Origin of the sequence: Nocardia wallacei, assembly GCF_029868745.1 — a bacterium.
Classification (GTDB): domain Bacteria; phylum Actinomycetota; class Actinomycetes; order Mycobacteriales; family Mycobacteriaceae; genus Nocardia; species Nocardia wallacei_B.
The window spans coordinates 23,257-45,838 of record NZ_JARWOP010000346.1; the positions used below are offsets into that span (position 1 = coordinate 23,257).

Annotated in this window: 25 protein-coding genes; 17 read left to right on the top strand and 8 right to left on the bottom strand. The window is 67.3% G+C overall.

The annotated features are described in order from the left end of the window. Positions 1 to 71: 71 nt before the first annotated feature. On the bottom strand, positions 72 to 551 hold the full coding sequence (locus tag QH470_RS32065) for a hypothetical protein (protein WP_280276122.1): 480 nt from the start codon (positions 549 to 551) through the stop codon (positions 72 to 74). 233 nt (positions 552 to 784) lie between these two features. Here QH470_RS32065 and priA point away from each other — a divergent pair, with 233 nt between their 5' ends. The 4 genes from priA to hisI are packed head-to-tail and all read left to right on the top strand — an operon-like array spanning position 785 to position 3,531. Beyond that, a complete protein-coding gene (gene priA, locus QH470_RS32070) occupies positions 785 to 1,516 on the top strand; it encodes a bifunctional 1-(5-phosphoribosyl)-5-((5-phosphoribosylamino)methylideneamino)imidazole-4-carboxamide isomerase/phosphoribosylanthranilate isomerase PriA (RefSeq protein ID WP_280276123.1) in 732 nt (243 codons plus the stop codon). Positions 1,517 to 1,520: 4 nt separating this feature from the next. Next, positions 1,521 to 2,360, top strand: a complete 840-nt coding sequence (locus tag QH470_RS32075; RefSeq protein WP_280276124.1) for an inositol monophosphatase family protein — start codon at positions 1,521 to 1,523, stop codon at positions 2,358 to 2,360. Next, on the top strand, positions 2,357 to 3,130 hold the full coding sequence (gene hisF / locus QH470_RS32080; RefSeq protein WP_280276125.1) for an imidazole glycerol phosphate synthase subunit HisF: 774 nt from the start codon (positions 2,357 to 2,359) through the stop codon (positions 3,128 to 3,130). The genes QH470_RS32075 and hisF overlap by 4 nt, the downstream gene beginning before the upstream one ends. A gap of 53 nt (positions 3,131 to 3,183) precedes the next feature. Beyond that, complete coding sequence (gene hisI, locus QH470_RS32085; protein ID WP_280276126.1) at positions 3,184 to 3,531, top strand: phosphoribosyl-AMP cyclohydrolase; 348 nt, start codon at positions 3,184 to 3,186, stop codon at positions 3,529 to 3,531. A 7-nt stretch (positions 3,532 to 3,538) separates the two neighbouring features. Here hisI and QH470_RS32090 read toward each other — a convergent pair whose 3' ends face one another. The 4 genes from QH470_RS32090 to QH470_RS32105 form a co-directional block, all read right to left on the bottom strand. Next, a complete protein-coding gene (locus QH470_RS32090) occupies positions 3,539 to 4,042 on the bottom strand; it encodes a MarR family winged helix-turn-helix transcriptional regulator (RefSeq protein WP_280276127.1) in 504 nt (167 codons plus the stop codon). A gap of 156 nt (positions 4,043 to 4,198) precedes the next feature. Next, positions 4,199 to 4,813: a permease gene (locus QH470_RS32095; protein WP_280276128.1), complete on the bottom strand. Its 615-nt coding sequence runs from the start codon at positions 4,811 to 4,813 to the stop codon at positions 4,199 to 4,201. A 58-nt stretch (positions 4,814 to 4,871) separates the two neighbouring features. Beyond that, positions 4,872 to 5,333, bottom strand: a complete 462-nt coding sequence (locus tag QH470_RS32100) for a peroxiredoxin (protein ID WP_280276129.1) — start codon at positions 5,331 to 5,333, stop codon at positions 4,872 to 4,874. A 54-nt stretch (positions 5,334 to 5,387) separates the two neighbouring features. Beyond that, complete coding sequence (locus QH470_RS32105; protein ID WP_280276130.1) at positions 5,388 to 5,657, bottom strand: hypothetical protein; 270 nt, start codon at positions 5,655 to 5,657, stop codon at positions 5,388 to 5,390. 223 nt (positions 5,658 to 5,880) lie between these two features. Between QH470_RS32105 and QH470_RS32110 the strand changes: the two genes are divergently transcribed. The 11 genes from QH470_RS32110 to QH470_RS32160 all read left to right on the top strand — a co-directional run bounded on the left by QH470_RS32110 (position 5,881) and on the right by QH470_RS32160 (position 17,457). Next, positions 5,881 to 7,449, top strand: a complete 1,569-nt coding sequence (locus tag QH470_RS32110; RefSeq protein WP_280276131.1) for an anthranilate synthase component I — start codon at positions 5,881 to 5,883, stop codon at positions 7,447 to 7,449. Next, positions 7,446 to 8,162, top strand: a complete 717-nt coding sequence (locus tag QH470_RS32115) for a TIGR02234 family membrane protein (RefSeq protein WP_280276132.1) — start codon at positions 7,446 to 7,448, stop codon at positions 8,160 to 8,162. Before QH470_RS32110 ends, QH470_RS32115 begins: the two co-directional genes overlap by 4 nt. 150 nt (positions 8,163 to 8,312) lie before the next feature. Continuing rightward, the gene (gene trpC / locus QH470_RS32120) at positions 8,313 to 9,137 is read left to right on the top strand and encodes an indole-3-glycerol phosphate synthase TrpC (RefSeq protein WP_280276133.1); all 825 of its coding nucleotides are present in this window, start codon (positions 8,313 to 8,315) and stop codon (positions 9,135 to 9,137) included. Further along, positions 9,134 to 10,402 (top strand): tryptophan synthase subunit beta, encoded by a 1,269-nt coding sequence (trpB, locus tag QH470_RS32125; protein WP_280276134.1) that lies wholly within the window; start codon positions 9,134 to 9,136, stop codon positions 10,400 to 10,402. Before trpC ends, trpB begins: the two co-directional genes overlap by 4 nt. Further along, positions 10,369 to 11,190, top strand: a complete 822-nt coding sequence (trpA, locus tag QH470_RS32130; RefSeq protein WP_280276135.1) for a tryptophan synthase subunit alpha — start codon at positions 10,369 to 10,371, stop codon at positions 11,188 to 11,190. Before trpB ends, trpA begins: the two co-directional genes overlap by 34 nt. A 22-nt stretch (positions 11,191 to 11,212) precedes the next feature. Continuing rightward, positions 11,213 to 12,793 (top strand): prolipoprotein diacylglyceryl transferase, encoded by a 1,581-nt coding sequence (gene lgt, locus QH470_RS32135; RefSeq protein ID WP_280276136.1) that lies wholly within the window; start codon positions 11,213 to 11,215, stop codon positions 12,791 to 12,793. Between the two features lie 79 nt (positions 12,794 to 12,872). Further along, entirely contained in the window at positions 12,873 to 13,343 is a 471-nt protein-coding gene (locus QH470_RS32140) for a TM2 domain-containing protein (protein ID WP_280276137.1), read from the top strand. Between the two features lie 286 nt (positions 13,344 to 13,629). Continuing rightward, positions 13,630 to 14,385 (top strand): transporter substrate-binding domain-containing protein, encoded by a 756-nt coding sequence (locus QH470_RS32145; protein WP_280276138.1) that lies wholly within the window; start codon positions 13,630 to 13,632, stop codon positions 14,383 to 14,385. A 3-nt stretch (positions 14,386 to 14,388) separates the two neighbouring features. Continuing rightward, positions 14,389 to 15,057, top strand: a complete 669-nt coding sequence (locus QH470_RS32150) for an amino acid ABC transporter permease (RefSeq protein ID WP_280276139.1) — start codon at positions 14,389 to 14,391, stop codon at positions 15,055 to 15,057. Between the two features lie 80 nt (positions 15,058 to 15,137). Next, complete coding sequence (pyk, locus tag QH470_RS32155) at positions 15,138 to 16,559, top strand: pyruvate kinase (RefSeq protein ID WP_280276140.1); 1,422 nt, start codon at positions 15,138 to 15,140, stop codon at positions 16,557 to 16,559. Further along, positions 16,552 to 17,457, top strand: coding sequence for an acyl-CoA thioesterase (locus QH470_RS32160; RefSeq protein WP_400183049.1), 906 nt, complete (start codon positions 16,552 to 16,554; stop codon positions 17,455 to 17,457). The genes pyk and QH470_RS32160 overlap by 8 nt, the downstream gene beginning before the upstream one ends. 9 nt (positions 17,458 to 17,466) lie before the next feature. Here the strand turns inward: QH470_RS32160 and QH470_RS32165 are convergent, their stop codons facing one another. The 3 genes from QH470_RS32165 to QH470_RS32175 all read right to left on the bottom strand — a co-directional run bounded on the left by QH470_RS32165 (position 17,467) and on the right by QH470_RS32175 (position 19,271). Beyond that, positions 17,467 to 17,829 (bottom strand): hypothetical protein, encoded by a 363-nt coding sequence (locus tag QH470_RS32165; RefSeq protein ID WP_280276142.1) that lies wholly within the window; start codon positions 17,827 to 17,829, stop codon positions 17,467 to 17,469. A 156-nt stretch (positions 17,830 to 17,985) separates the two neighbouring features. Further along, positions 17,986 to 18,612 carry an arsenate reductase/protein-tyrosine-phosphatase family protein gene (locus tag QH470_RS32170; protein ID WP_280276143.1) on the bottom strand — a complete coding sequence of 209 codons (627 nt, stop codon included), beginning with the start codon at positions 18,610 to 18,612 and terminating at the stop codon, positions 17,986 to 17,988. A gap of 146 nt (positions 18,613 to 18,758) precedes the next feature. Next, a complete protein-coding gene (locus QH470_RS32175) occupies positions 18,759 to 19,271 on the bottom strand; it encodes a phenylacetaldoxime dehydratase family protein (protein WP_280276144.1) in 513 nt (170 codons plus the stop codon). A gap of 613 nt (positions 19,272 to 19,884) precedes the next feature. Between QH470_RS32175 and QH470_RS32180 the strand changes: the two genes are divergently transcribed. Both QH470_RS32180 and QH470_RS32185 read left to right on the top strand, forming a co-directional pair. After that, entirely contained in the window at positions 19,885 to 21,276 is a 1,392-nt protein-coding gene (locus QH470_RS32180; protein ID WP_280276145.1) for an ApeA N-terminal domain 1-containing protein, read from the top strand. Positions 21,277 to 21,728: 452 nt separating this feature from the next. After that, on the top strand, positions 21,729 to 22,562 hold the full coding sequence (locus tag QH470_RS32185; protein WP_280276146.1) for a hypothetical protein: 834 nt from the start codon (positions 21,729 to 21,731) through the stop codon (positions 22,560 to 22,562). Positions 22,563 to 22,582: the final 20 nt, after the last annotated feature.

A 22,582-nucleotide genomic window follows, 5' to 3' on the forward strand; every position in this document is an offset into this window, starting at 1 on the left:
CGATCTCCCGACCTGGCTGCGGTACTGGTCGGCCGGCTGGGCCGACAGCGGCTCGGCCGGATCCTGAGCGCTCAGCTCGCCGGCTGGATCTGATCCACTCGACCGGCCAGCCAGCGGCCGTCCACATTGTCCAGGAAGACGCGCATGCTGGAGCGGGTCGGCTGCGGCAGGCCCAGTGTGACGTCGCTGCGGGTGGATTGGTCGACGGTCACCAGGATCTCCGCGTGCTCGGGGTCGGAGGCCTCGGTGCGGCATTCGACCGTCTTCGCCTCGGCGATGGTGTGCGAGCCGGTGGCCCGCGCGCGGCGGTCGGCGGCGGAACTCTCGAACTGCTCGCGGAACGGCCCCGTGGAGCGGTCCAGCACCCGCTGGTCGTACTCGTCGTAGCGGTTGAAGTCGAAAGTGGTCAGCTGGCGGCCGAAGTCGCAGGCGGCCAGCTGAACCGGATCTGTGGGCGCCGCGGCCACCGGCGGGGTCACGACCAGCGCGGACACCGCGACCGCCGCCGGTGGCAGCGTAATCGCGAAGTGGCGCAGCGTGATCCGGAACATGACGGGAATCCTTGCTCGTCGACGGTGAACGGGAACTGGGCGTGCCCGCGACCCAGCCTACGCACGCACGGCGTGTGATCGGCCTCTCGTTCGCGGGGTCGGCACAGTCATCTTCGTATAGCCCGGCGACGGGCGGGGCAAACCTCGCGGTCGTCGCCACGCGGCCGCGACCGGCGTCCTATTTGCGCCATCCCGGCGCCGGGACCTCGGGCGCAGCCCAGTAGGCTGCGAGCGTGAGTCTTGTCTTGCTACCCGCCGTGGATGTCGCCAATGGTGAGGCCGTGCGCCTGGTTCAGGGGGAGGCCGGCAGCGAAACCGGCTACGGTTCGCCGCGCGAGGCGGCGCTGGCCTGGCAGCGGGCCGGCGCCGAATGGGTCCATCTGGTCGATCTGGACGCCGCCTTCGGGCGCGGCTCCAACCGGGAGTTGCTCGCCGAGGTCGTCGGCGAGCTGGATGTGCGCGTCGAGCTGTCCGGCGGCATTCGCGACGACGATTCGCTGAAGGCGGCGCTGGCCACCGGCTGCGCCCGGGTCAATCTCGGCACCGCCGCGCTGGAGGACCCGCAGTGGTGCGCCCGCGCCATCGCCGAGTACGGCGACCGCATCGCCGTCGGGCTGGACGTGCGTCTCATCGACGGCGAGTACCGGCTGCGCGGCCGCGGCTGGGTCAGCGACGGCGGCGACCTGTGGGAGGTGCTGGAGCGGCTGGAGCGCGACGGCTGCGCCCGCTACGTCGTCACCGACGTCACCAAGGACGGCACCCTCACCGGCCCCAATCTCGAACTGCTGGGCGAGGTCACCAACGCGACCGACGCCCCGGTGGTCGCCTCCGGCGGCGTGTCCACCCTCGACGATCTGCGTGCCATCGCGGGTCTGGTGGGTGAGGGCGTGGAGGGCGCGATCGTCGGAAAGGCCTTGTACGCCGGGCGTTTCACGCTGCCCGAGGCGCTGGACGCGGTGCGCTGAGGCGATGAGTATCGATCGGGCCGGGCTGCTCGCCGTCGCCGGCGACATACTGGATTCCGTCACCCCGCGTTTCGTCGAGGGCGTCGGCGCGCCCAGCGCGGTCAGCAAGGGGCGCGGCGACTTCGCCACCGAACTGGATCTCGAACTGGAACGCACTCTCTCGGCGCAGCTGCGGGAGCAGACCGGAATCCCGGTGCACGGCGAGGAATTCGGTGGTCCCGAACTCACCTCGGGCACCGCCTGGGTGCTCGATCCGATCGACGGCACCTTCAATTACTCTGCGGGACACCCACTCTCGGGCATGCTGCTGGCGCTCGTGGACGGCGGCGAGCCGGTGCTGGGCCTGACCTGGCTGCCGCTGCTGGGCCGCCGCTACGCCGCCGCCGTCGGCGGTCCGGTGCTGCTGGACGGAAAACCGCTGCCGCCCTTGGAGTCCGGCCGGTTGTCCGAGGCGATGATCGGCTTCGGCGCGTTCAACATCGACAGCCACGGCCGCATCCCGGGCCGCTTCCGGTTCGATCTGCTCGGCGCGCTGAGCCGGCTGTCGGGGCGGCTGCGCATGCACGGCTCCACGGGAATCGACCTGGCGTTCACCGCCTCCGGCGTGCTCGGCGGGGCGGTCGTGTTCGGTCATCACCCGTGGGACAACGCGGCGGGCGTGGCGCTGGTGCGCGCCGCGGGGGGAGTGGTCACCGACCTGCGCGGCGAGCCGTGGACGATCACCTCGAAGTCGGTGCTCGCGGCGGCGCCCGGGGTGCACGGGGAACTGCTGGAACTGATCGACAGCGCGGTCGCCACCCGTCGGGGCGGCGGCACTGCCGGACCTTCGGAGAGGGCGCAATGACACTGGCCGTACGCGTGATTCCGTGCCTGGACGTCGACGCCGGCCGCGTCGTGAAGGGCGTGAACTTCGAGAACCTGCGCGACGCGGGCGATCCGGTGGAACTGGCCGCGGCCTACGACGCGCAGGGCGCCGACGAACTGACCTTCCTGGACGTCACCGCCTCCTCGGGCGACCGCGGCACCATGATCGACGTGGTGACCCGCACGGCGGAGCAGATCTTCATCCCGCTCACCGTCGGCGGCGGCGTGCGCACCGTCGAGGACGTCGACCGGCTGCTGCGCGCGGGCGCGGACAAGGTGTCGGTCAACACCGCGGCCATCGCCAACCCGGAGATCCTCCGCGAGATGTCGCAGCGGTTCGGGTCGCAGTGCATCGTCCTGTCGGTGGACGCGCGCCGGGTCCCCGACGGCACCGCGCCGACGCCCTCGGGCTGGGAGGTCACCACGCACGGCGGCAAGCGCGGCACCGGCCTCGACGCGATCGAATGGGCACTGCGCGGCGCCGAACTGGGCGTGGGCGAGATCCTGCTGAACTCGATGGACGCCGACGGCACCAAGGGCGGTTTCGACCTGCCGATGATCGAGGCGGTCCGCAAGACGGTGTCGGTGCCGATCATCGCCAGCGGCGGCGCGGGGCGCGTCGAGCACTTCGCCCCGGCCGTGCACACCGGTGCCGACGCGGTGCTGGCGGCCAGCGTCTTCCACTTCGGCGATCTGACCATCCCGCAGGTCAAGGACGCGATGCGGGCCGAGGGCATCGTCGTCCGCTGACGGGCGGGCAGGGCCGCGTCGATATATCCGGCCGCATTGATATAAAGGTCTGCATGAGTCTGGATCCCGCCATCGCCGCCCGCCTCAAGCGCAACGAGGCCGGGCTGGTCGCCGCGATCGCGCAGGAGCGCGGCTCCGGGGACGTGCTGATGATGGCGTGGATGGACGACGAGGCGCTGGCCCGGACCCTCGCTACCCGCAAGGCGACCTACTTCTCCCGTTCGCGGCAGCAACTGTGGGTCAAGGGCGAGACGTCCGGGCACACCCAGTACGTGCACGAGGTGCGCCTGGACTGCGACGGCGACACCGTGCTGCTGCTCGTCGACCAGGAGGGCGCGGCCTGCCACACGGGCACGCACACCTGCTGGGACGGCGATGTGCTGCTGACCGACCAGACCTGACCCGCACCTACTCCTCGCCGTCGTCCGGACTCGTCCGGCCGGATCGTCCGATGCCCCGGGCCAGTCCGGCGTCGAACTGCGCCACCAGCAACTCGCCGAGTTCCACCAATTCCTCGGTCCGCGTGTCGTCGAGCCCGTCGAACACCAGGCCGCGCACCGCCTCGAGATAGCCGGGACGGGCCTCCTCGACCTTCCGGTAGCCCGCTTCGGTCAGCACCGCGTGAGCGCCGCGCCGACCGCGCATGGACTCGCGTTTCGCCCAGCCGAGCCGTTCCAATTTGGTGACCACATGCGACAGTCGAGATAGCGATGCATTTGCCTTAGAGGCAAGTTCGCTCAACTGCAGGCGATGGCCGGGTTCTTGGGTCAGCAGTTCCATGACGAAGTACTCGAAATGCGTTACGCCGGAATCGCGTTGCAGCTGGGTATCCATCGCCGCTGGTAGCCGAGTCGTCAGCGCGACAAGAGTCCGCCAAGCTCGCTGTTCGGTGGGATTCAGCCACTTCGTCACATCGCGCCCTCTCACTGCAGCCGCGTGACAAACCTTCGTTAGCTGAGCTAGCGATCATTGAAACTTCAAATCGGTCACCGGCAGAGCACCAAGTTTGCCATGATTTCGCTCGATGGTCACGGCTCAGGTTTATGACGTGACAGCTATCACGTGGCTTCAGTGCAGGGGAGGGTCTTCGCGCGGGCCGGGCGGGCCCGGTCGCGGCGATGCGGGTGTGGTGTCGACCGGCTGCGCGAGCCCGGACCGCTTGGCCGCGCGGTGGGTGCGGTACTTGCGGCGCAGGACCATGAACACCACGAGCGCGAACAGGACCGCGGCGACGATCGCGGCGGTCAGCGACGCGCCGCGGAAGCCGGGCGCGTCCACGTCCAGCACACGCTCACCCGCGTGCGCGGCGCTGCTGCCGCCCAGCACGATGGTGAGCGTCATGAGATTCGGCAGTGCCGCGACGAGCGCCAGCACCGCGGCCGCTCCGGCGAGGAACCGGCCCGCGCGCCGCCGCCAGGACAGCACGGCGAACAACAGGAGAAGCAGCGGGATGAGGGTGCACAGGAAGCCCAGGGCCAGCCCGGACCAGATGCCCTGGGCGAAACTGCCGTGGCCGGACATGCTCGCGACGCGCTGCGCCCACCAGCGTGGAATGAACGCCGCGAGGATGAAGTAGGCGACGACGAGCACCACGGCCACGGCCAGCAGCGCCAGGATCCGATTGCGCCAGGTGGTCGAGGCGGGCTTGTGGCCGGCCGTTTGCTCCACACTCCGCGAAGTCATAGCAACAGCGTATGTGCAGGGCCGGGTGCCGGGGAATGACTCGCCCCGGCGTTTCGGATCAGCTATTTCGTGAACGCAGGAAGGCCAGGGCGGTATCGGCGTGCACGTTCGCCCGGAGTTCGCCGGTAATCACCTTCAGGACCGTGCGATCGGTGTCGATGACGAAGGTCTGCCGCTTCACCGGCATGAGCTTGCCGAGCAGGCCGCGCTTGACGCCGAACCGCTCGGCGACCGCGCCGTCGCTGTCGGACAGCAGGGGGTAGCCCAGCCGCTGCTTGTCGTCGAAGCCGGCCTGGGTGTCCACCGAATCGGTGCTGATGCCCGCGCAGAACGCGCCCAGGGCGGCGAATTCGCCTGACAGATCACGGAAGTGGCAGGCCTCCGCGGTGCAGACCGGGGTGTTGGCGGCGGGGAAGAAGAACAGCACCAGCGGTCCGTCGGCGAGCAGGGTGTCGAGGGACCGCGAGATTCCGGACTGGTCGGGTAGATCGAACTGGGGAGCGCGCTGGCCTTCCTTCATAGGATGCGACAGTACCGGGCACGGTGGGCGCCCGGTACCGCGCGAGGCGTGCGCTCAGACGCCGAGGAGCGCGGCGACTTCGGGATTCTTGACCGCCATGACGTCGAGAATGCCGTGTGCCTTCAGGAACGGACGCAGTTCCTTGATGCGATCGGAGTGCTCGGCGTACTCGTCGGGGAAACGATGGCGGTCCAGGTTCTCGATCGCCTTCACATAGGTGACGAAGGAGGCCAGGGCGTTGTACTTGCTCGGATTCTGCCCGCTGGAGTACTGGCCGGCATTCCCGGGCCGAGGCGGCTGGCCGGGCGCGGAACCGTGCATCATCGGGTGACCTCCGTGGCGTGAACCCTCCGGTGCGACCGGCTGCGAGGGGTACATCTGTGTCGAACTCCTCTCGAAATGGGGAATACCGCGTGCGACTCGAGCCCGGAGGGTACCCGGATGCCGGGTCCACGGTTGCTCTTCGCCGAAGTTATTCGGGGCGACCCGCGACCGGGCTGGCCGGGGTGTCCATATCGTGTCCTTTCCCACCTGGAATGATGGACGGATGCACGGCGCAGCGACCGACCGTCCGGGGACCACCGACACCACCACCCGCGTGCAGTTCCGCGCGCTCGCGGCCGAGCACCGGGTGGTACCGGTGATCCGAAAGGTCTTGGCGGACTCGGAGACTCCGCTGTCGGCCTATCGCAAGCTGGGTGCCGAACGAGCCGGCACATTCCTGCTGGAGTCGGCGGAGAACGGGCGATCGTGGTCGCGCTGGTCGTTCATCGGCGCCGGTAGTCCCAGCGCGCTGAGCGTGGTCGACGGCGAGGCCGTCTGGCTGGGCGCCACTCCCGCCGACGCGCCCTCCGGCGGCGACCCGCTGGCCGCGCTGCGCGACACCCTGGAGTTGCTGCGCACCGAGCGGCTGCCCGGCCTGCCGCCGCTGACCGGCGGCCTGGTCGGCTACCTCGGCTACGACGCCGTGCGGCGCATGGAGCGACTGCCCGAACTGACCGTCGACGATCTGCGGCTGCCCGAGATGGTGCTGTTGCTGGCCACCGATCTCGCCGCCTTCGACCATCACGAGGGCGCGATCACGCTGATCGCCAACGCGGTCAACTGGAACGGTACCGACGAGCGCGTGGACGAGGCCTACGACGACGCGGTGGCCCGCCTCGACCGGATGACCGCGGCGCTGGCCGCCCCCGCCGAGTCGACGGTATCGGTGTTCGACCGGCCCGAACCGGAATACCGTCGCCAGCGCACCGCCCAGGAGTTCGGCGCGGGCGTCCGCCGGCTGGTCAAGGAGATCGAGGCCGGCGAGGCGTTCCAGGTGGTGCTCTCGCAGCGGTTCGAGATGGACTACGACGGCAGCCCGCTCGACCTCTACCGCATGCTGCGCGCGTCGAACCCGAGTCCGTACATGTACCTGATGCACATCCCGGACGGCAGCGGCGGCACCGCCTTCTCGATCGTGGGTTCCAGCCCGGAGTCGCTGGTGACGGTGAAGGACGGGGTGGCCACCACGCACCCGATCGCCGGCACCCGCCCCCGCGGCGCCGACGAGGAGGACGACCTGCTGCTGGAGAAGGGCCTGCTGGCCGACGCGAAGGAGAACGCCGAGCATCTGATGCTCGTCGACCTGGGCCGCAACGATATCGGCCGGGTGTGTGAACCGGGGTCGGTGCGGGTCACCGAGTATCGGCACGTGGAGCGCTACAGCCACGTCATGCACCTGGTGTCGACCGTGTCGGGCCGGTTGGCGGCGGGCAAGATCGCGCTCGACGCGGTGCGGGCGTGTTTCCCCGCGGGCACCCTGTCCGGCGCGCCGAAGGTCCGGGCGATGGAGCTGATCGAGGAGCTGGAACCGACCCGCCGCGGCGCCTACGCCGGGGTGGTCGGCTATCTGGACTTCGCGGGCGACGCCGACACCGCGATCGCCATCCGCACCGCGCTGCTCAAGGACGGCACCGCCTACGTGCAGGCCGGTGCGGGCATCGTCGCCGACTCGGATCCCGAGTACGAGGACGCCGAATCCCGCAACAAGGCCATGGCGGTCCTCAAGGCCATCGCCGCCGCCCAGACCGTCCGTGCCTGCACCCCCGACCATCCCGACGGTGCACCGCGATGAGTTCTCCGGAATCCGAACCAGCCCAACCCGTTACGGAGAAGCGCAAGTACCCCGTCGGCCCGGCGCTGCTGCTGCTCGTGGGCGCGGCCGCGCTGTGGGCCGCCTCGCGGATGACGTGGGTGACGCTGGAGTCCTCCGACGGTCTCACCGAGGCGCGCACCCAGCATCTCAACGGCGGTGTCTGGTTCGGGGCGCTGACCCCGTTGTCGCTGGTGCTGCTGGCGGCGATCGCCGCGATCCTCGCCGGCCGGGGCTGGCTGCGCCGGCTGCTCGGCGTGGTGGTGGCGGTGCTGGCGGCGGTGGCCGCCGTGCCGGGCTTCGCGCTGCTGACCGGCCACACCGCGACGGCCGAGCGGGCCGCCCGGCTGGCCGAGCTTCCGGCCCGCGCACACGTGGACCAGGTGACGACCTCGACGTTCCCGGCCGTGCTGACCCTGATCGGCGCGCTGGCGGCCTTCGTGGCGGGCGTGCTGCTGGCGCGGATGCCCGAGACCACCGCGCGGCTGTCCGGCAAGTACGACAACCCGGTGTTCCGACGCGCCGCGGCGGCGGATCAGGTTGCGGCGCAACAGGCCCGGGAGCGCGCGGCGGGCGACGCGACCACTGCGGCGTCGGGCACGGGCTCGACGGCCCCCGACCAACTGTCCGAGCGCGTGCTGTGGGATGCCCTCGACGCCGGCACCGACCCCACCGACGACGAGCCGGGAAGGTGAGCATTATCCCCTTCCGGGCGGATGCGACGCAGAACACCCCGGCGTCAGAACTTGGAGCACAGCCATTTACCCTTTATCAGCATCGGTGAGACAGCGCCTGGGGGGATTCTCAGGCAGCAAGTCCGTCTCCCCAGAAAGGATTCGAGCCAGATGACGGTACTCGACTCGATTCTCGACGGGGTCCGCGCGGATGTGGCCGCTCGGGAAGCCCTCCTGGATTTCCAGGCGGTCAAGCAGGCCGCCGCCGCGGCGCCCTCGCCGCGCAACGCGTACGCCGCACTCCATCAGGACGGTGTCGGGGTCATCGCCGAGGTGAAGCGGGCCAGCCCCTCCAAGGGCGAGCTGGCCGACATCACCGACCCGGCCAGTCTGGCCAAGGCCTACGAGGACGGCGGCGCGCGCATCATCAGCGTGCTGACCGAGGGCCGCCGCTTCCACGGCTCGCTGGACGACCTGGACGCGGTCCGCGCGGTGGTCGACGTGCCGATCCTGCGCAAGGATTTCGTCGTCGGCCCGTACCAGATCCACGAGGCCCGCGCGCACGGCGCCGACGTGATCCTGCTGATCGTCGCGGCGCTGGAGCAGGACGTGCTGTCCTCGCTCATCGACCGCACCGAATCGCTGGGCATGACCGCGCTGGTGGAGGTGCACACCGAGGAGGAGGCCGACCGCGCGCTGGAGGCCGGCGCCTCGGTCATCGGGGTCAACGCCCGCAACCTCAAGACCCTCGAGGTGGACACCGACGTGTTCGCCCGTATCGCGCCCGGCCTGCCGACCGAGGTCATCCGCGTCGCGGAGTCCGGCATCAGCGGCACCGCCGATCTGCTCGCCTACGCCGGTGCGGGCGCCGACGCCGTGCTGGTCGGCGAGAGCCTGGTGACCAGCGGCGACCCGCGCGCCGCGGTCTCCGAGCTGGCGACCGCCGGGACGCACCCGTCCTGCCCGCGGCCGCTGCGCCGGGGTGCGGCACGATGACCCGGACCCGGGAGTCGGGCGCGGGTGAGCTGCCGCAGGCGAGCGTCGGTGTCACCCAGCGCAGCCACGAACCGGATCTCGGCGGCCACTTCGGCGCGTACGGCGGCCGGCACGTGCCGGAGGCACTGATGGCGGTGATCGAGGAGGTCACCGCCGAATACGACAAGTGCCGCGTCGACCCGGACTTCCTGGGCGAGCTGGACCGGTTGCAGCGCGACTACGCCGGTCGCCCGTCGCCGGTGTTCGAGTGCACCCGCCTGGCCGAGCACGCCGGTGGCGCGCGCATCCTGCTCAAGCGGGAAGACCTGAACCACACCGGTTCCCACAAGATCAACAACGTGCTGGGCCAGGCATTGCTGGCCAAGCGGATGGGCAAGTCCCGCGTCATCGCCGAGACCGGCGCCGGTCAGCACGGCGTCGCTACCGCGACCGCGTGCGCGCTGCTCGGCCTGGACTGCATCGTCTACATGGGCGCCGTCGACACCGCCCGGCAGGCGCTCAACGTGGCCCGGATGCGTCTGCTGGGCGCCGAGGTGGTGTCGGTGACGACCGGCTCGCAGACGCTCAAGGACGCCATCAACGAGGCGCTGCGCGACTGGGTCACCCACGCCGACGACACCTACTACTGCTTCGGCACCGCCGCCGGGCCGCATCCGTTCCCGCTGCTGGTGCGTGACTTCCAGCGCGTAATCGGGCTGGAGGCGCGGGCGCAGGTGCTGGACCGGACCGGGCGGCTGCCCGACGCCGTAACCGCTTGTGTCGGTGGGGGTTCCAACGCCATCGGGATCTTCCACGCCTTCATCGACGACCCCGAGGTCCGGCTGATCGGTTACGAGGCGGCCGGTGACGGCGTCGAAACCGGCAGGCATGCCGCGACTTTCACCGGCGGACGGCCGGGCGCGTTCCAGGGCGCGTACTCGTACCTGCTGCAGGACGAGGACGGTCAGACGATCGAATCTCATTCCATCTCAGCGGGTTTGGACTATCCAGGGGTGGGCCCCGAGCACGCGTTCCTGAAGGACATCGGCCGCGCCGAGTACCGGCCGATCACCGACACCGAGGCGATGGACGCGCTGCTGCTGCTCTCGCGCACCGAGGGCATCATCCCGGCCATCGAGTCGGCGCACGCGGTGGCGGGCTCGCTGCAACTGGGCCGTGAACTGGGCGAGGGTGCGATTATTCTGGTCAGCCTGTCCGGCCGCGGCGACAAGGACATGGATACCGCCGCCAAGTGGTTCGGACTGTACGGAGAGGACGACAAGTGAGTCGCCTGGGCAGCACCTTCGCCGACTGCCGCGCCGAGCATCGCGCCGCACTGGTCGGCTACCTGCCCGCGGGCTACCCCGATCTCGTCGGTTCCATCGCCGCCTGCACCGCCATGGTCGAATCCGGTTGCGACATCATCGAAGTCGGCATCGCCTACTCCGATCCGGTGATGGACGGGCCCACCATCCAGGCGGCCGCCGAACAGGCGCTGCGCGGCGGCGTGCGGGTGCGCGACGTCTTCTCGGTAGTCGAGGCGATCAGCAATTCCGGCGGCAAGGCCGTCGTGATGACCTACTGGAATCCCGTGCTGCAGTACGGCGTCGACCGTTTCGCGCGGGATCTCGCCACCGCCGGCGGGCTGGGCCTGATCACCCCGAACCTCATTCCGGAAGAGGCCGGGGAGTGGATCGCCGCCGCCGAGGCGCACGATCTCGACCGCATCTTCCTGGTGGCGCCGTCCTCCACCGAGGAGCGACTCGCCAAGACCATCGAGGCCAGTAGCGGTTTCGTGTACGCGGCCTCCACCATGGGCGTCACCGGCGCCCGCGCCGCCGTCTCCTCGGCGGCCCCCGCCCTGTGCGCCCGCATCCGCACCCACTCCGACATCCCGATCGGCGTCGGCCTCGGCGTCCGCAGCGGCGCCCAAGCCGCCGAAATCGCCGCCTACGCCGACGGCGTGATCGTCGGCTCGGCCCTGGTCTCCGCCGTCGCCGAAGGCCTCGACCAGGTCCGCGCCCTCACCGCCGAACTGGCCCAGGGCGTCCGCTCCACCCCGGTCGCCTCGTAACCCTGGTCGCGAAACCCGCCCGGTGGTGGGTGGCGACTACGGTTCGTCCGTATTCCGTTACGGTGGGCGCGTGACTTTTGCAGTCCTGGCAGACAGTGTTGTTTCGCACGGTGGGGTACAGGCGGCGGTGCTGGCCTCGATTCCCAGTCCGCCGCGCGGGGTGTGGTACATCGGGGGGTTCCCGCTGCGGGCGTATGCGCTGTGCATCATCGTCGGTATCGTCGCGGCGATCTGGTGGGGGGAGCGGCGCTGGCGTGAGCGCGGCGGGCCGGCCGGCGCGGTGCTCGATGTGGCGATGTTCGCCGTGCCGTTCGGACTGATCGGCGGGCGGCTCTACCACGTCGCCACGGATTGGCAGAAGTACTTCGGCGACGACGGCCATCCGATGAACGCCCTGAAGATCTGGGAGGGCGGCCTCGGCATCTGGGGCGCGGTGCTGCTCGGCGGGGTCGGCGCGTGGATCGGCTGCCGGGTGTATCGAATTCCCTTGCCGGCGTTGGGCGATGCGATCGCTCCGGCGATCCTGCTGGCGCAGGCGATCGGCCGCCTCGGCAACTACTTCAACCAGGAGCTCTACGGCCGCGCCACCGATCTGCCGTGGGGGCTGGAGATCTACCTGCGCTTCGACTCCGACGGTCAGCTCGACATGATGAACGGCGTGTCCACCGGCGTGGTGGAGAAGGTGGTGCAGCCGACCTTCCTCTACGAGCTGGTGTGGAACTTGATCGGCGTGCTGGTGCTGGTCTTGGTGGACAAGCGCTTCCGCATCGGCCACGGCCGGTTGTTCGCGCTGTACGTCGCGCTCTACTGCTTCGGCCGGTTCTGGGTGGAGCTGCTGCGCGACGACGAGGCCACCCACATCGCGGGCGTCCGGATCAACTCGTTCACCTCCGCGGTCGTATTCCTCTGCGCCATAGCCTATTTCCTGCTCGCCACCAAGGGACGCGAGGCCGCCGAACAACTGCAGCCCGGCGGACACCGCCCATGGCCCTGGCAGTTCGGCGCACTGCGCCGGGCAGGCGCGGAATCCGCCACCCCGGCCGCGACCGCAGTTACGGAAACCGACCCGTCCGAGGAATCCGACGACCTCCCAACGGAATCCGAGTCCGACGACAAGCCCACAGCAACGAAAACCACTGCGGCAGAAGCGAAGAACACGTCGATCGAGCCCAGCGCAGAGGCCGCGGGCGAACCGTCGACGGATGCGGCCGCTGAGTCTGCGAGCGAGTCCCCGGAGCCGGCGGCGAGCAAACCCGCCGACGGTACCGCGAGCAATTCCGCTGAGGACGCGGCAAGCCAGTCTGCAGAGGGTGCGGCGAGCAAGCCCGCGGACGTCGCGGCAGGCAAGCCTGCCGAGGGTGCGGCGGGCGCGTCTACAGAGGGTGCGGTCAACAAGCCCGCGGGCGAGGCGGCGAGCAAGTCCCCAGAGAATGCGGCAGGCGGGTCTGCGGAGGATGTAGCGGGCGAGCCCGCCGGCGGGGCGGCGAGTGAATCCGTGGCCGATACCGGCAACGAAACCGCATCCCTCACCGATAACAGTGAGAATGCGGCAGACTCCGCAACGTCCGATGCGACGAAATCGACGGAGTCGGGCAAGAATTGAGTCCGGTCCGCGGCACATACGCGGCGGGGCGGGGAGACCGGGCCGGTCAGGCGGGCCCGAGTGAACTAGGAGGAACCGAGTGACCGACCCATACCAGCAGCAGCCGGGGTACGGGCCGCAGTACGGCGCGCCCGGAACCGGGCCGGGCACGGGGCAGCCCATGGGCCAGCAACCGCCCGTGGACGCATACGGCCAGCCGAACCCGTACGGCCAGCCGCAACAATACGGCCAGCCCTACGGTCAGCCGGGCGGCTACCCGCCCGCCCCGTACGGCGCGCCGGGCATGGACCCCGAGGCCCCCTTCGGCCGCAACATGTACGGCGAGCCGTACTCGGACAAGTCGAAGATGGTGGCCGGACTCCTGCAGATCTTCCTGGGCAGTTTCGGCGTCGGCCGCTTCTATCTCGGCTACCCCGGCCTGGCCGTCGGACAGATCGCGGTCACATGGCTCACCTGCGGCATCGGCGGCATCTGGCCCCTCATCGACGGCATCATGATCCTCACGGGCAAGGTCCGCGACCAGTACGGCCGCCCACTCCAGGAGAACTGACCCCGCTCCGCCCCCGTCATCCCGCCGAAAAGGGTGCCGGGATGACGGGCAGGTTGGCCTGGATTCTCTTGCTGCGCCTATCCGTGACTTTCTTGCCGCGGCTGTCCGGGGCTCTGTTGCCGCGGCTGTCCGCGACTTTCTTGTTGCGCCTATCCAGGACCCCATGTTGCGGCTGTTCGGATCGCCGCGCGCGTAATGCTGGGTGGGTATACCCGCATGTCGTAGGGTGTGGCGGTGTTGTGTGCCGTGCGCGCGAGGCATCCGCGCCCGCTGGAGAGGTAGATCATTGCGCCGCAAGCTGTTCGCCGCCGTGCTCGCCGTCGCCGTCGTCAGCGGGCTCGCCGCGGGCTGCGGTAGCAACGATCCGAACTTGCTGAAGGTCGGGACCGAGGGCACCTACGCGCCCTTCAGCTTCCAGGGTCCCGACGGGAAACTCACCGGTTACGACGTCGAGGTGGTGCAGGCCGTCGCCGGCAAGCTCGGCAAGCGGGTCGAATTCGTGCAGACCCCGTGGGACGCGCTCTTCGCGGGCCTCGAGTCCAAGCGCTTCGACCTGGTCGCCAACCAGGTCACCGTGAATCCCGATCGCGAGCAGAAGTATTCGCTGTCCCAGCCCTACACCACCTCCGACGGCGTGATCGTCACCCGCGCCGACAAACCGGGCATCACCACCTTGCCCGACCTGAACGGCAAGGTCTGCGCGCAGTCCTCGACCAGCAACTGGAGCAAGGTCGCGTCCGGCGCGGGCTGCAAGGTCGAGGCCGTCGAGGGGTTCGTGCAGGCCATCCAGCTACTGAAGAACGGCCGCGTCGACGCGACGGTCAACGACACCCTCGCCGTCGGCGAATACACGAAGACCACCAGCGACACCAGCGTCAAGGTCTCCGGCAAGACGGGCGAGACCAGCCACCAGGCCTTCGCCGCCCGCAAGGACTCCGGCGCCCTGACCTCCGAGGTCAACGGCGCCCTCGACGCGCTGCGCGCCGACGGCACCCTGGCAAGGATCTCCGACAAGTACTTCGGAACCGACGTCAGCAAATAACGCATGGACTCCGCCACCTGGGAGCTGATCCGGCACAATCTCCAGCCCATGCTGGAGGCGACGGTCACCAAGACGCTGCCGCTCACCGCGATCAGCTTCGCCATCGGCCTGGTGCTCGCGCTGTTCGTAGCGCTGGCGCGAATGTCGAAGATGTGGCCCGTATCGGCGGCGGCCCGGTTCTACATCTCGATCATTCGCGGCACGCCGCTGCTGGTGCAGTTGTTCATCGTCTTCTACGCGCTGCCGCAGCTGAACATCGTGATCGATCCGTTCCCGGCCGCCGTGATCGCGTTCAGTCTCAATGTCGGCGGCTACGCGGCGGAGGTGATCCGCGCGGCCATCCTCTCCGTCGCCGAGGGCCAGTGGGAGGCGTCGCAGGCGCTGGGCCTGTCCTACCCGCAGACGCTGAGTTCGATCATCCTGCCGCAGGCCGCGCGGATCGCCGTGCCGCCGTTGTCCAACACGCTGATCTCCTTGGTGAAGGACACCTCGCTCGCGTCCACGATCTTGGTTACCGAGTTGTTGCGGACTGCTCAATTGGCCGCCGCGCCCACGTTCGATTTCTTCGCCCTCTACGGGGTCGCGGCGGTCTACTACTGGGTCATCTGCTTGATACTCGGATTTGCCCAAACACGCCTGGAAACCCGCTTGGCACGGCATGTCGCACGGTGACGCGCGTCATGTTTCGGAGGATTGATAGCGGAGGGTATGCCCAGTCAGCGGCCGCCGCGCGGCAGGACTAGGCTCGACTCGTGATGCGACGAACAAAAATTGTTTGCACCCTCGGCCCGGCTACCGCCTCCGAGGACCGGATCCGCGAACTCGTCGAAAGCGGCATGGACGTGGCCCGGTTGAACTTCAGTCACGGCGAGCACTCCGACCATGCCGAGAATTATCAGAAGGTCAGGAAAGCCGCGGACCGATTGGGCCGTGCCGTCGGCATTCTCGCGGATCTCCAGGGGCCGAAGATCCGGCTCGGCAGGTTCATCGAAGGCAAGACCATGTGGGCGACGAGTGAGGAGGTGCGTATCACCGTCGACGACGTGGAAGGCACCCACGACCGCGTCTCCACCACCTACGCACAGCTGTCCGAGGACGCCAAGCCCGGCGACCGCCTGCTCGTCGACGACGGCAAGGTCGGCCTGACCGTGGTCCGCGTCGACGGCCACGACGTGGTCTGCCGGGTCACCGAGGGCGGCCCGGTCTCGAACAACAAGGGCGTGTCACTGCCCGGCATGGATGTGTCCGTTCCCGCGCTGTCCGAAAAGGACATCGCCGACCTGGAATTCGCCCTGAAGCTCGGCGTCGACTTCATCGCGCTGTCGTTCGTGCGCTCCCCGTCGGACGTGGAACTGGTGCACGACATCATGGACCGCGTCGGCCGCCGCGTGCCGGTGATCGGCAAGCTGGAGAAGCCGGAGGCGATCGACAATCTCGAGGCGATCGTGCTGGCCTTCGACGCGATCATGGTCGCCCGCGGCGATCTGGGCGTGGAGCTGCCGCTCGAGCAGGTGCCGCTGGTGCAGAAGCGCGCGATCCAAATGGCCCGCGAGAACGCGAAACCCGTCATCGTCGCCACCCAGATGCTGGAGTCGATGATCACCAATTCCCGGCCCACTCGCGCCGAGGCCTCCGACGTCGCCAACGCGGTGCTCGACGGCGCCGACGCGGTGATGCTGTCGGGTGAGACCTCGGTCGGCGAGTACCCGATCGATACGGTCCGGACGATGGCGCGCATCGTGCACGCCGTGGAGTCCGAGTCCTCCGCGCAGGTGCCGCCGCTGACGCACGTCCCGCGGACCAAGCGCGGCGTCATCTCCTACGCCGCCCGCGACATCGGCGAGCGGCTCAATGCCAAGGCCCTGGTGGCATTCACCCAGTCCGGCGACACCGTGCGCCGCCTGGCCCGCCTGCACACCACGCTGCCGCTGCTGGCGTTCACGCCGCTGCCGGAGGTGCGCAGCCAGCTGGCGCTCACCTGGGGCGTGGAGACGTTCATCGTGCCGCCGGTCGGCACCACCGACGAGATGATCGGCCAGGTCGACAAGGAGCTGCTGTCGCTGAACCGGTACGCCAAGGGTGACCTGGTGGTGATCGTGGCCGGATCCCCGCCTGGCACAATCGGTTCCACCAACCTCATCCATGTGCACCGAATCGGCGAGGAGGATCACTGAGGTGAGTACGTCGCTGGGCGAACCGTCCGACACCGCAACGGGTGACCTGGGAGTGCTGCTCGGGCTGCTCGATCTGGAGCAGACCGGCGAGGACGTCTTCGTCGGGCAGCACCCGGAGAAGGTGTGGAGCCGGACCTTCGGCGGGCAGCTGGTGGCGCAGGCCATCGTCGCGGCCGGCCGGACCGTCGGACCGGGGCGCCCGGTACACGCGGTCAACGCCCACTTCGTGCGTGGCGGTGACGTGAAGAAGCCGATCGAGTACCGGGTGGAACGCCACCGTGACGGCCGCTCGTTCGCGAATCGGACCGTCACCGCCCTGCAGGACGATCAGGAGCTGTTCGTCATGTTGGCGGCCTTCCAGGACTGGGGAAAGGGCCTGGAGCACGCCGCCCCGCAGCCGCAGGTGCCCGATCCCGACGGCCTGCCCCGTGTCGAGGAGTCCTTCGCGGGCCTCGAGGACCGGCTGCAGATGTTCGTCCAGGCCCCGCACCCGATCGACATGCGCTACACCAACGATCCGGCGTGGATCCTCAAGGGCACCGGCGGCACCCTCGACTACAACCGGGTGTGGATGCGCGCCGACGGCGAGATGCCCGACGATCCGCTGATTCACGTTGCGACACTGGGTTATTCGTCGGACACCACGGTGCTGGACTCGATCATCACCACGCACGGGCTGTCCTGGGGTTTCGACCGCATCGTCGCGGCGACGGTGAATCATTCGATCTGGTTCCACCGCCCGTTCCGGTTCGACGAGTGGGCGCTGTACGCGACGCAGTCGCCCGTGGCGGCCGGCTCGCGCGGCCTGGCCACCGGTCACTTCTATTCGCGCGCGGGGGAATTGCTGGCGACGGTGGTGCAGGAAGGCATCATTCGCCACTTCCCGCCGCGCCGCTGACCCGCCGGGTCAGATCAGCTCGCGGTTCTCTTCCAGGTCGAAGCTTTCACGCTGCAGCGCGTGGATGGAGTAGGGGACCGCGTCTTCGTTCGAAATGTCTTGCATCAGTTGCTGTTCGAGCGTGTTCAGGTTCGCCTCGGTGAGCAGGCTCTGGTCGCCGACCAGGCTCAGCGCGATCTCGTAGGTGCGCCGGTCGCTCGGGTCGGCGCCGGGATGGTCCAGTAGCCACTGGGTTTCGAGCAGGGTGTGTGCGGGCTGGTCGGATTCGACCGGAAGCGTGAAGCGCCAGGCGAAGACGTCGCTGTCGCCGACATGGTCGTCGACCACGCGGCGCACCGTCTTCACGACTCGTTCGAGTGTTTCGGGTGTCACATAAACATGGAGCGAAACATCCGAAATGCGTTTCGGCATGTCTGAGTTCCTGTTCTTGTGTCGACCTTCGGTGGTGGAGTATCCCGGCGGGGAGTGTAGTCCCTGTATGCGCGAAATGGGGAGGACGCATCCGTGTTCGGCGTTTTCGCCGAGACCTCAGGCGTGCCGTCCGATGCGGTCGCCGACGATATATCGGGGCGGTTCGCGCCGCCCGCCCGGTAACAGCACCAGTCGCGGCCGGCCGCGGTCGTCGGTGCCGCGGTCCCGCTGGGTGTGCAGGGCCAGCAGCAGCGGCACCAGCGCCTCGGCGATATGGTCGCCGACCTCGCAGTACTTCTGCGCCGACAGCCCGACCGGGTCGGCAATGTTCTCCCGGCCGACCAGTGCGAGATCGTCTCGGGCACGGTCGATTTCGGCGACGGTGCGGGCGCCGCTGACCCTGGCGATGCGATGCGCCTCGAGCAGCGTGAAGGTCCGCACGCGCGCGGCGGGCGCCAGCGCGACGATCTCGTCGCGGATCTGCTCGGTCATCGCGAGCACCAGATGGGCGCGATCCACCAAGGCGGGTTTCAGTTTACGGGCCTTGAAATTCGCCGGGTTGCCGCCGAGCCCGCTGATCGTCTCGGCGGCAACAGGATCCACGCCGAAACCGACGAGCGCGCGCGTCCCCGCGCTCTCCGCGGTCAGCCCGCGTAGGCCGTATTCGGCCGCGACAGCGTGAGTGAGCCGCTCGGCGATCACCGACCGGCACACATTGCCGTTGCAGACGAACAGGACATGCATGGCAGGTACGGTAGAACGCCGAAAACAAAACCAATAGTACGCAAAGTCCGGAACCGGCCTATTTCGTCAGATGTTCACCCGTGCGTAGCGGGTCGCCGGCGACAGTTCGCCGCGGCGATGTTGTCCGTATAGATCGGTAATTGTTCTCATTCGGAATTATCGGGGTAATACGACTTCTCCCGGACGACAGGCGCCACCTTCGGCTCGTCGTGCTGCACCCGGCCCCGCGCGGAGAACAGACGCCCGCGCATCGCAACGGTAGGCGCCACCCTGCCCAGCCCGGTCGGCGCGGTCATGTCGTCGTACATGGTATCGATACCGCCGCGCAGGAAGTACGCCTCGTGCCAGAACCCGGTCCCTCCCGAATCCCGCAGAAACTGCTGCCACCACTGCCGATGCGGATCCGACCGAGTCCACCGCTCCAGACTGTCCAGATCCCGCCAGTACTGCCGCGCCCCCCAGTGCGGCGGAAACAACGACCAGATGATGTCCTCGTGCAACAACAGCCCATCAGGCCGATCCCTATGCGACCGATACAGTTTCGGCCCCAACCCCAGCAGCCGCAACACACCCCGAGGCCTACGCACCCGCATCCCGAGATAAATGACCACCAGATCCGGATACTCCGACAGGTCCGCGGTCAGCCGATTGACCCGCATACGCGCCCTCCACTAGATGACGGGGCGTAGTGCCCGTCTGTGGGGAGTACGGGTGGGAGGGGGTGGGGGTTCGATGGTGGTGGGGTTGGGGGCGAATCTCGCCGTGGTGACGAGTGGGAGACTCGAACCTTCAGTCCCGTGGGTACAACGGGTCTCTAAGCTCGTCGTTCTCGACGTTTGTCTCAATCGGGCGTCGTGGGTATCGGTGGCACTACGCGGCTGACCTGCGCATTCGTTTGGTTGGTTTCGTTGCTGATCGTTGGGGGTGTTGTTGCTGCTGCGGGCCAGCGAACAGCGCAGAACATCAGCTTTGGGAATCAGGGGTTCAGTGGGTAGCTAGGGCTTACCCAGGCCAGCGGTTGCACGGTGGATGCCCCAATTTACCGCTGCCGACCTGGGCGTGTGGCACACATGTGTGGCACGAGGCTCGGCTGAACAGCATGGCAGCTGGACCACATACTGCCAGGCACGGGCGTACTCGCTAACCAGCGAGAATTGGGGAGATGACTACAGCGATGGCCGTGGTGTTTGGTGCATGGCTGTCGTTGTCGTCAGCCGTGTCGTCGCGAAGCCCGGCTGAAACGGTCTACGCGTATCGAACGACAGCAAGGCTATGACGGACACTGTGCGGTACGTAGGCAAGTGGTGGCTCGCCGATCGAGCAGATCATTCCGTGGGCGGAGTTCTCGAAATAAGTTCCGACGGTTCAGCCCATCTTGAGGTTGTGGAGGAACTCGTCGGCGAAAAGAACGTCGAGCTAATATACGGCCACGCCGCAGGAAAGATGATCACTTTAGTTAATAACTTTAAGGCCGGCGGGAAAATTTCGATCGGGCAAGCATATACATCCACGGAAGAGATAAGATCTTCCCTAGTCTTCATTGGAGTGCATTTGGAAAGTGAAATGGAAAAGATTTTCAACTATATAGAAGTTGAAATATCATGCCTGACTAGCTTTGCTGGCAGAAGTGGCCTCGATTACAAAACAACAATAGATGCCGAAACTCGGCTTTTCAAGAATGCGCAGGTAACCGTCGAAGTACCCGATGCCGTCATTGCTCGCGCAACGGCATGGCAAAAGCAGGTAGAGATATACTGGATAACAAAATCTACCTCTTTCGGCAACTACACATATGGTCGTAACATAAGCTTCACAGAGACTGCGAAGCTGCGGGTTCGCGCGGATAGTCCGTCGAGCTGGAACGAGTTCGATAACGTAATTGGCAGTGTTCAGAACCTCGTCACTCTGGCATCTCAGCAGGGTTGTGCAGTACGTTCACGAAAACTGGCAATCGTCCAGGGCGAGGATACCCACCCGGTTGAACTGTATTTCTCAAATGCCGATACCTGGACTGATGCCAAGACTGAACGTCATAAGTTCCTTTTCCACCTTTCAGACCTTGGGGATAACTATGATACCGCGCTGAATAGGTGGTTTTCGTTGGGCGAGGAAATCGGAATCGCACTCGATGCGCTTTTTAGCTTGGATTATGCTCCCACGGTCTACTATCAAAATGAACTGTTCAACCTTGCGTCGGCAGCTGAAGGATTCCATGCGAAGCTCTTTCCTAAAAGCACTGCTCATGATCCGGCAGTACGATCCGAAATGGTCAGCATTGCGATGACGGCCTTTGCCGGCCACCCGGAGAAGAACTGGATCAAGGGCAATCTTTCCGACAATCGGCCCGGGCTGAAGAAGCGGCTCCTTGAGCTTGCGGGCGTGCCAAACGAGGAAGCAGTCGATAATCTGCTCGGCTGCATCGACACGTGGGCAAAGTGGTTGAGGGATGCGCGCAACGCAATAGGACACATGAATACCGGAGAGCTCGAAAAGAAAATTCCGGAAGACGCTCGGTATCGTCTTGCGTACGTGACGAAGGCACTGCTTCATTTGGTTCTGCTTCAGAAGTTAGGGATCAGCGTCGAGGTGCAATCTCGGGCCGTCGCAGATATATATGGCTATTCTGCGAGTAAATTCCGGGAGGCCGTCGCGGACGCCATCTAACGCTGACCATAGCCGCCGCTTCCTCGGAGGCGGTGATCTTGGAATGGCCCTGGTGTGTGGTGTACTGCACCAAACGGTTGGCTGGCTACCGCCTGTCGCACATGGGCCTTGACGCTGGAGGGCGCGGGATCGTAATGCAGGCCACCACTGAGTAGGACCACGCGGCCGCAAGTCGCGCTAATCCGTTGGCGCGCAGGGGTAGTGGGAACAGGCCCGGCACCACCACACGTCACCGGGCCAGCAGCCACTAACTTGTCTAGATCCGACGTCAAGTCTCCAGTGAAGCCGAAACGTCAAGCCTCACCTGAAGCCCGGCATCCGCAACGCTGGCGTTCCGTACTAGCGTCAGGAGCGCGGTCCCCCTCCTACTGGCGGGCCTAGACCGAGCACCCGTGGACGCGATCTTGGTCGAAGCGATCGCGAACTGGGCTGTGGGAGGCGAGAATCGGGGTATGGCTGAGCTTGCGCTGACGGCAGAGCGACGTGAAGAACTGGCTGCGCTCCTGGGGGATGAGCAACGTCTGGAGCGCGAGTATCCGAAGGTGGCTGATTATCTGGATACCGCGCCGATGTTGCCGGGGACGGGGGATGAGCAGGCCGATGCCGCGTTCGATCTGCGGTTGGTGCACTACATGACCGGTGATCGGTCGGTTAGCGCGAATCCGTACTGGGACGTTGTTGCGCCGTCTGTGTTCGAGCATGAAGGTCGGCGGGTGGTGAACGGTGGCCGGTCGAAAGGTAGTGCGCGGCTTGGGTATGCGCAGACCGTCTTGCAGGCTGCTTACGCGTACGCGATTCCGTCGCCCGAGACGATCGCCTGGCTGGGTCGAATCTGCGAAGGGCGCACGGTGGCGGAGCTGGGTGCCGGGCGGGGTTACTGGGCGGCTCAGCTGGCTGGTACAGGTTTGCGGATCGAGGCGTATGACTCGGAACCGCCGGACAGGACGGAGAACGTATCGTTCGTCCAGGCCGCTGGGCAGTCGGATATCTGGCACAGCGTCGGTGATCTGAACGACTTCGCGTCACGGTTGTTCAACTCCGATGATGTGCTGTTTCTGTGCTGGCCTCCCGGCTGGGGCAACACGATGGCGTCGGAAGCGGTTGCCGCGTTCGAGGCCGCGGGTGGTGAGCGGTTGGTCTACATCGGTGAGCCGAAAGGCGGGAAGACCGGTGATGACGCGTTCTTCGATGCGCTCGCTGCACGGTGGGATCTGAAAGATGAAGACGCACAGTTCGTCTCGTGGTGGAACCTGGATGACCGCGCGCAGTTCTGGGTTCGGAGCTGACGACCGCCGACCCGATGCCC

Bases quoted from the DNA above. Each gene is read 5' to 3' on its own strand.
- QH470_RS32065 (WP_280276122.1), bottom strand. From the start codon at position 551: ATGTTCCGGATCACGCTGCGCCACTTCGCGATTACGCTGCCACCGGCG.
- QH470_RS32075 (WP_280276124.1), top strand. From the start codon at position 1,521: ATGAGTATCGATCGGGCCGGGCTGCTCGCCGTCGCCGGCGACATACTG.
- hisF (WP_280276125.1), top strand. From the start codon at position 2,357: ATGACACTGGCCGTACGCGTGATTCCGTGCCTGGACGTCGACGCCGGC.
- hisI (WP_280276126.1), top strand. From the start codon at position 3,184: ATGAGTCTGGATCCCGCCATCGCCGCCCGCCTCAAGCGCAACGAGGCC.
- QH470_RS32095 (WP_280276128.1), bottom strand. From the start codon at position 4,813: ATGACTTCGCGGAGTGTGGAGCAAACGGCCGGCCACAAGCCCGCCTCG.
- QH470_RS32100 (WP_280276129.1), bottom strand. From the start codon at position 5,333: ATGAAGGAAGGCCAGCGCGCTCCCCAGTTCGATCTACCCGACCAGTCC.
- QH470_RS32105 (WP_280276130.1), bottom strand. From the start codon at position 5,657: ATGATGCACGGTTCCGCGCCCGGCCAGCCGCCTCGGCCCGGGAATGCC.
- QH470_RS32110 (WP_280276131.1), top strand. From the start codon at position 5,881: ATGCACGGCGCAGCGACCGACCGTCCGGGGACCACCGACACCACCACC.
- QH470_RS32115 (WP_280276132.1), top strand. From the start codon at position 7,446: ATGAGTTCTCCGGAATCCGAACCAGCCCAACCCGTTACGGAGAAGCGC.
- trpC (WP_280276133.1), top strand. From the start codon at position 8,313: ATGACGGTACTCGACTCGATTCTCGACGGGGTCCGCGCGGATGTGGCC.
- trpB (WP_280276134.1), top strand. From the start codon at position 9,134: ATGACCCGGACCCGGGAGTCGGGCGCGGGTGAGCTGCCGCAGGCGAGC.
- QH470_RS32150 (WP_280276139.1), top strand. From the start codon at position 14,389: ATGGACTCCGCCACCTGGGAGCTGATCCGGCACAATCTCCAGCCCATG.
- QH470_RS32170 (WP_280276143.1), bottom strand. From the start codon at position 18,612: ATGCATGTCCTGTTCGTCTGCAACGGCAATGTGTGCCGGTCGGTGATC.
- QH470_RS32175 (WP_280276144.1), bottom strand. From the start codon at position 19,271: ATGCGGGTCAATCGGCTGACCGCGGACCTGTCGGAGTATCCGGATCTG.
- QH470_RS32180 (WP_280276145.1), top strand. From the start codon at position 19,885: ATGACGGACACTGTGCGGTACGTAGGCAAGTGGTGGCTCGCCGATCGA.
- QH470_RS32185 (WP_280276146.1), top strand. From the start codon at position 21,729: ATGGCTGAGCTTGCGCTGACGGCAGAGCGACGTGAAGAACTGGCTGCG.